The sequence below is a fragment of the Paraburkholderia sp. genome (assembly GCF_024281035.1).
GTDB lineage: Bacteria > Pseudomonadota > Gammaproteobacteria > Burkholderiales > Burkholderiaceae > Paraburkholderia.
Genome location: NZ_JAMXLH010000059.1, coordinates 1 through 6,670, shown reverse-complemented (window position 1 = coordinate 6,670; position 6,670 = coordinate 1). Strand labels below are relative to the sequence as shown.

Here is a 6,670-nt window from a genome sequence, read left to right as displayed (position 1 = left end):
TTGGGAATGATCTGGTCGGTATCGATGTCGTCGCGCTGCAGCGCGCTGACGCGCCCGGTGATCGTCTCGATCGCCTTCACGATCCCCACTCCCTGATGTCGACGAAGTGCCCTTCGATCGCGGCCGCCGCCGCCATCTGCGGCGACACCAGATGCGTGCGGCCGCCCCTCCCCTGCCGCCCCTCGAAGTTGCGGTTCGACGTCGACGCGCACCGTTCGCCGACGGCGAGCTTGTCCGGGTTCATGGCCAGGCACATCGAGCAGCCCGGCTCGCGCCACTCGAAGCCGGCATCGACGAACACCTTGTCGAGCCCTTCGCGCTCGGCCTGCGCATTCACGAGACCCGAGCCCGGCACCACCAGCGCGAGACGGATGTTCGGCGCCACGCGGCGGCCGAGCTTCTTGACGACGTAGGCGGCGGAGCGCAGGTCTTCGATGCGCGCGTTCGTGCACGAACCGATGAAAATTTTGTCCGGCTTGATCGACTCGATCGGCGTATTCGGTTCGAGCGCCATGTAGTGCAGCGCGCGCTCCATCGCGTCGCGCTTGACCGGATCCTTCTCGCGCTCGGGATCGGGCACGCGGCCGTCCACCGACGTGACCATCTCCGGCGACGTGCCCCACGTGACCTGCGGCACGATTTCGGCGGCGTTCAGTTCGACCACGCGGTCGAACTGCGCGCCGTCGTCGGAGCGGAACGTCTTCCAGTATTCGACGGCCTGATTCCACTCCGCGCCCTGCGGCGAGAACGGACGGTTCTTCAGGTAATCGACCGTAGTGTCGTCCACGGCGACCATGCCGGCGCGCGCGCCCGCTTCAATCGCCATGTTGCACACGGTCATGCGGCCTTCCATGGTGAGCGCGCGGATCGTCGAGCCGCCGAATTCCATGGCGTAGCCCGTGCCGCCCGCCGTGCCGATCTTGCCGATGATGGCGAGCACGATGTCCTTCGCGGTGCAACCGCGCGGCAACGTGCCCTCCACTTTCACGAGCATGTTCTTGCTCTTTTTCTGCAGCAGCGTTTGCGTGGCGAGCACGTGCTCGACTTCCGACGTGCCGATGCCGTGCGCGAGCGCGCCGAACGCGCCGTGCGTGGAGGTATGTGAGTCGCCGCAGACGATCGTCATGCCCGGCAGCGTCGCACCCTGTTCCGGGCCGACGATGTGGACGATGCCCTGGCGCCGGTCGGTCATCTTGAACTGCGTGATGCCGTAGGCGTCGCAGTTCGTGTCGAGCGTGTCGACCTGGAGCTTCGAGACGGGATCGGCGATGCCGTGGCTGCGGTCCGTGGTGGGCACGTTATGGTCGGAAACGGCCAGATTCGCGCTGATGCGCCAGACCGGGCGCTCGTGCATCTTCAGGCCCTCGAAGGCCTGCGGACTGGTGACTTCGTGCAGAAGGTGACGGTCGATATAGAGGAGCGTCGTGCCGTCGTCTTCGGTGTGGACTACGTGGGAGTCCCACAACTTGTCGTAGAGCGTCTTTGCCATGATATGCGGGGAATAAATGACTACGGGGCAATACGGTGTTGGACGATTATGCCACGCGAAACTCGGGGTCTGCTGATCCGCTTTGGAAAAAGTCGATAAAAAACAGTGAGTTGGGTGGTAGTGGCAATACCTGTATCGGTATTACCCGGTAGCGGGTTGCTGTTTGGCGGGGGGCGCGTTTGCGACGTCATGGCGACGTTCACCAGCACCTTTAGAACAAGGCAACAAGGCGGAGTCTGCATGAGCGCTTTCTGCACACGCAACATGGTCGGCACCGCACCAACTCGAACCAGCAAACGCGTGAATCGACGCATCATTCGAGTCGCGGCTCGCTGCGCCAGAACGCATCAACCATCTCTGTAATTTCCTTTTATATCTGTGCGCCGTGCTGCCGCTCTATGGCGCCGCCGAAAAGTGCAGATATCGACCGCAATCGACAGAGCGTCCCCCATCAACAAGGTTCGATACCTCAGTTAGCATATATCGATAAAAATTCCGCATTGCGCAAACGGTGAAAAAATAGGGCATTGTCCAAGACTCTGGTAAGGTAGTGCATAGATTAAGACTACTCATTAAATTCGCTAGAGCGTCTTAGGCACTTTCAGCGAAACCGGGTAACCTGGCAGGATGCCAGAACGCAATTCGTACCCGACGGATGTTTCGGATGCGGAATGGAACTTCGCCGCTCCGTACCTCATCTTGATGAGTGAAGACGCGCCGCAGCGTCTCCCTGAATCTCTCGCCGGCCTGCACTTCGTCGTCTTCGCGATGCTTATGCTTGTTCATGCCGCACCTATTATCCAAAGTTCCAAACACGCTCTAAAAGTTGTGCATTGAATGCGTGCAATGACTCGATTCAGAAATCAAATCAAGCCATTTTTATCAATAAATTAATTTTCGGCGCATATAATGAAACAAGATCTTCCCTTGCATATAGTGTTTTCCGATACCGCCAAAAGCATGATTTCGTCCGCCATGGGTAGCGGATATTTGCGAGGGGAGTGTATTATCGTGGATGGAATTTTCCATCTTGGTTTTTTAAAGAATCGAAATTGCGCAGATTTATCCGCCTGGTTCGTGGAGCGATTTCAGCAACCATCAAGAGAATGCTTCACGCCTGCTTTATCAAAACCCCATACTTGCGGCATCGGAGGCGCATGCGATTGTATTGTTTGGGTTGATGCGTCCAACGTGGCGGAATATTGCAACTTTTTGTCATGGAATTACGTTTCGGAGTACCATGATTTTCGATTGATCTTTGTCGATCAGCTTGAAAAAATGGAGCGCGTTGAATTTATTAGGAGAATAGAAGATATTGCCAATAACGCTGCCAGTTCTGATGAGTTAGATGTTGATGGATTCCATCGCGAATGGGAACGGTTGATTCGGGAAAACGGAGAATTCCGGCTTTTTAATCATGTTCGACGTATAGAGTCATATATTGAGAGTGATTTTCATCAGCATCTCCTAGGGCGCATTGGGCACGATTGGGTACCCAGCTCCCAGGTTGTAGCAGAAATACTGAGCGATTCCATCGTGTCAGGTCGTGAAGTCCCTGGGGATCTTTTTTTCTATTGCCTGATCGATAAATTCTGCGATCTTAAGATTTTGGAGCGCGCAGATGATCCGGATGCTCGTATGGGAATGATTCGTCGCGTTTAATCTCGCTATTTACGATAATTGACGGAGGCAAGAGAATGTATTTTTTAAGATTTGGAATGGTTTTCTGTCGGCAAGTTTTATGGTTGGGTGCTCTGACGGAACTGACGACGGCGAATTGAAGGATATACTGAGCAAGCGAATTCCATCACTGGAAATCACCGCAGTAACCCCGTCCGAAATAAACGGGTTGTATAAGGTGGTTGCTGACAACTCCCACATATTCCACAGTGATGAAAAATGGAAATTCGTCATTTTTGGTAAGATGATTAATGCACAAAATCAAGAAAACCTGCCATCCCGAAAATTATCCGAGATTAATCAAATCTACTGGAGCGCGTTAGGCACTCTACATAATCGGAGTGGCATGAACGATGTGTACGCATAGCGAAGACAACGAAGTACAGACCTGCGAGCGTTTCGGGAGGCGCTCGTAATCGCGCGCGGACCGCTTGCGCATGTGAACTGCAATGTGCGCCCGTCCAGAATGACGGCACAGGGTGCCCGTGACGTTCCTGCGCCACGCTCAGCACCGAGCGCAAATCGTTCACCATCGCTTCGAAACATCCGGCGTTTAGCCAGCGCTGCGTTTGCTGATGGACCAGTTCCCACGGCGGGAAATTGGCCGACAGCATTCGCGACAAGGAATCGGCTCACACCATCCAGCGCAGCGCATTGAACATTTCCCACAGTTCGTATCGACGCTGCGGGGCATCTTCGTTCATCAATGTCAGGTACGGAGCGGCAAAGCTCCATTCCCATCCGATACATCCATCAGAAGTAGCTTGCGTTCGTTCATCCCGCCGGGTTACCAAGTTTGAACGAATGTGCCTAACACGCTAGCTGAGTCCCTTACTTCAACTGCGAAAAGATCACTACTTATGCTTATCAGCCCAATGCCAGGCCGGTTTGTCGAGCAGCTGCTGCCCCATGATCGTCGTCACCGAGGCGACTTTTTCGAGCACCACGCTGTTGCACTCGGCATCCTCCTCCAGCGCGGCGGCCAAACGCGTGGAATGGGAGACGACCCAAATCTGCGATCGCTGCGACGCCTGCCGAATAAGGCGACCGAGCGCAGGCATCAAATCGAGGTGAAGACTCGATTCCGGTTCGTTGAGAATCATCAGTTCGGGCGGACGCGGCGTGAAAAGCGCCGCACACAGCAACAGATATCGCAACGTCCCATCGGACAATTCCGCCGCAGTGAGCGGCCTCAACAAGCCATCCTGATAAAAATGCAGCGCGAACAGGCCGCCAGGTTGAGCCTGGATCTCGACTCGTGCGCCAGGAAACGCATCGGCGACCGCCTCGTCGAGCGATCGCCAGTCTCCAATCTCGCGAATCGTTTGCCATGCCGCCGCAAGATCGCGTCCATCGTGATGGAGCACAAGCGTTCGCGTGCCGATTTGCGGATGCCGGGCGGGCGACTCGGCATCGACACGGAAATGGTCGTAAAACCGCCAGCTCCGCATCGTTTCGCGGACGGCAAAAACCTCCGGGCTGAAAGCGTCGCGGCCAACTTGAGAGAAAAGGCTTTCGTAGGACGGCAAGTGCTGCGTGAGCACGTCCCATTCGCGATCCATCCGGCGGCGAACCACGCTGCCGACACGCTCGACCAACAAACTTGCCGGTCGCAGGAAGGGCCCCGCCCAGATAGATTCGTGCTTGAATTCCGGGTCGAGTGCGAATGAAGACCCTTTATACTGGGTTTCATTGCCTTGCGGCGTGACGATCCCCATGCTCACGGCGTAGCCAAACTCGTCGCTGCCGAATCCCAACTTGAGTCGCGGCGCTGGCGTGCCTCTGGCGCGTATCTCGGCCGGAATCTCGCCACGGCGCACGCGTCCCGAGCGATCCTCCGTACCCGCCCACATCAGTGAATTCAAACCGCCCTCGCGAGCGAGCGGGGCGATGATGCCATCTTGCGCCGTGCTCGCCAGCAACCTTAAGGCGCGGTAGAGATTCGATTTACCGCTCCCGTTGGCGCCCGTAATCAGATTCAGTCTCGTCATGGGCATCACGAGATCCCGCGCTGAACGGTAGTTACTAATGGCAAGCGTGGTGAGCATCTCAGTCCCGATCGATATGGCTATCCATGATAGCGGGTGGCGTCGCCCCTGCTGCCCAGGGTACGCGGACACCAACAGGTTAACGGCATCCCGATATCGAATCGCCGCTTCGACGAATGGCGCGAGGTGTTCGATGGCAGCGCGACACATTCATCGAACAGCCAACAACGCGCTCAACGACAAATAAAAAAGGCCCGCACTTTCGAAAAAGCGCGGGCCAACATCATGCGGGATTATCGTGCCTTGCTACCAGGCTCAAACCAGGATCAAACCCGGATCGATGCAGGATCAACCCTGGTGTAATTGCATTAGCGTGCCGCCGACGTCACGAGCGGAGCGCTGACCGTCCCAATGGGAAGGACTTCACGGCCATAGCATTCGATCATCATTTCAGCAGCCGACAGGTAGAAGGCCAGAACGGCGGTCAGCAGACCCATGTAGCCGCCTGCTGCGTGCAGCGCAGCCGAACCGGTCCAGTCGCCGGCGGCGAGCAGGAAGAACGTGATCCAGAGAACGAAGAAAATAGCTTGCAGAACGCGCGGCGAGCGGAACGTGGAGAGCCACATGTAGAAGGTGAACACGCCCCACATGCAGAGGTACCACGCCACCATGCCTGCCGGCACCTTGTCGTGCAGGAACAGCACGAAGAGCGCGAACGACCACCAGAACGCGCCGTACGCCGTGAATGCCGTCGCACCGAACGTGTTGCCGCGCGGCAGCTCCATCACACCGGCGATCATCTGAGCGGTACCGCCGAAAGCGAGGGCGACGGCCAGCACCATGCCCATTGCTTCCCCGGAGAACCATCCGGCGTTGATCATGCTGAGCAGCCAGGTCGTCAATGCGAACCCTGCCAGCCCTAGCGGCGCCGGATTGGGAAACTTCTTCACTTCGGTTGCGTTGCTCATTGTCGTCTCCTTGATAATGGGATCGTTGTCCCGTTGATTAATGCTTTACTGCTACAGCCTGATCCGTTACACGGTTTGCACGAGCTGTTCGAGGATCGCGGGATTCTCAAGCGTCGATACGTCCTGCGTGATCGCTTCGCCCTTCGCGAGCGAACGCAGCAGGCGCCGCATGATCTTGCCCGAGCGTGTCTTCGGCAGGTTATCGCCGAAGCGGATGTCGCGCGGCTTGGCGATCGGTCCGATCTCCCTGGCCACCCACGCACGCAGATCGCTGGCAAGTTTCACCGCGTCGTCGCCGTGCGGACGTGTGCCCTTGAGCACCACGAACGCCACCACCGCTTCGCCCGTCGTGTCGTCCGGACGGCCCACCACCGCAGCCTCCGCCACCAGCGGATTCGCGACCAGCGCCGACTCGATTTCCATCGTGCCCAGGCGGTGCCCCGAGACGTTCAGCACGTCGTCGATACGGCCCATGATCGTGAAGTAGCCCGTCTCCTTGTCGCGCACGCTGCCGTCGCCCGCCAGGTAGAGCCGCCCGCCCAGTT

Annotated in this window: 6 protein-coding genes and 3 pseudogenes; 4 read left to right on the top strand and 5 right to left on the bottom strand. The window is 57.4% G+C overall.

Annotation, left to right across the window (positions count from 1 at the left end; all coding sequences use genetic code 11):
• Positions 1–76: 76 nt before the first annotated feature.
• Entirely contained in the window at positions 77–1,489 is a 1,413-nt protein-coding gene (gene leuC, locus Q0L30_RS20155) for a 3-isopropylmalate dehydratase large subunit (protein ID WP_296660303.1), read from the bottom strand.
• Between the two features lie 627 nt (positions 1,490–2,116).
• Between leuC and Q0L30_RS20150 the strand changes: the two are divergent.
• From Q0L30_RS20150 to Q0L30_RS25810, 3 genes and pseudogenes are all read left to right on the top strand, one after another.
• A pseudogene (locus tag Q0L30_RS20150) lies at positions 2,117–2,215 on the top strand (IS5/IS1182 family transposase); the annotation flags it as partial.
• Between the two features lie 183 nt (positions 2,216–2,398).
• Positions 2,399–3,151 (top strand): hypothetical protein, encoded by a 753-nt coding sequence (locus Q0L30_RS20145; protein ID WP_296660301.1) that lies wholly within the window; start codon positions 2,399–2,401, stop codon positions 3,149–3,151.
• 79 nt (positions 3,152–3,230) lie between these two features.
• Positions 3,231–3,536, top strand: coding sequence for a disulfide isomerase DsbC N-terminal domain-containing protein (locus Q0L30_RS25810; RefSeq protein ID WP_367277841.1), 306 nt, complete (start codon positions 3,231–3,233; stop codon positions 3,534–3,536).
• 50 nt (positions 3,537–3,586) lie between these two features.
• Here the strand turns inward: Q0L30_RS25810 and Q0L30_RS20140 are convergent.
• Both Q0L30_RS20140 and Q0L30_RS20135 read right to left on the bottom strand, forming a co-directional pair.
• Positions 3,587–3,915: pseudogene (locus Q0L30_RS20140) on the bottom strand (transposase); the annotation flags it as partial.
• A 108-nt stretch (positions 3,916–4,023) separates the two neighbouring features.
• Positions 4,024–5,217 carry an AAA family ATPase gene (locus Q0L30_RS20135; RefSeq protein WP_296660299.1) on the bottom strand — a complete coding sequence of 398 codons (1,194 nt, stop codon included), beginning with the start codon at positions 5,215–5,217 and terminating at the stop codon, positions 4,024–4,026.
• A 36-nt stretch (positions 5,218–5,253) separates the two neighbouring features.
• Between Q0L30_RS20135 and Q0L30_RS20130 the strand changes: the two genes are divergently transcribed.
• The gene (locus Q0L30_RS20130) at positions 5,254–5,520 is read left to right on the top strand and encodes a hypothetical protein (RefSeq protein ID WP_296660297.1); all 267 of its coding nucleotides are present in this window, start codon (positions 5,254–5,256) and stop codon (positions 5,518–5,520) included.
• A 5-nt stretch (positions 5,521–5,525) separates the two neighbouring features.
• On the opposite strand, the gene Q0L30_RS20125 is transcribed toward Q0L30_RS20130, so the two are convergent.
• Both Q0L30_RS20125 and Q0L30_RS20120 read right to left on the bottom strand, forming a co-directional pair.
• Complete coding sequence (locus tag Q0L30_RS20125) at positions 5,526–6,125, bottom strand: acetate uptake transporter (protein WP_296660294.1); 600 nt, start codon at positions 6,123–6,125, stop codon at positions 5,526–5,528.
• Positions 6,126–6,191: 66 nt separating this feature from the next.
• Positions 6,192–6,670 (bottom strand): annotated as a pseudogene (locus tag Q0L30_RS20120) (acetyl-coenzyme A synthetase); the annotation flags it as partial.

What these genes read in the sequence shown, in the direction of transcription:
- leuC (WP_296660303.1), bottom strand. Translation starts at nt 1,489, where the DNA reads ATGGCAAAGACGCTCTACGACAAGTTGTGGGACTCCCACGTAGTCCAC.
- Q0L30_RS20145 (WP_296660301.1), top strand. Translation starts at nt 2,399, where the DNA reads ATGAAACAAGATCTTCCCTTGCATATAGTGTTTTCCGATACCGCCAAA.
- Q0L30_RS25810 (WP_367277841.1), top strand. Translation starts at nt 3,231, where the DNA reads ATGGTTGGGTGCTCTGACGGAACTGACGACGGCGAATTGAAGGATATA.
- Q0L30_RS20135 (WP_296660299.1), bottom strand. Translation starts at nt 5,217, where the DNA reads ATGCTCACCACGCTTGCCATTAGTAACTACCGTTCAGCGCGGGATCTC.
- Q0L30_RS20125 (WP_296660294.1), bottom strand. Translation starts at nt 6,125, where the DNA reads ATGAGCAACGCAACCGAAGTGAAGAAGTTTCCCAATCCGGCGCCGCTA.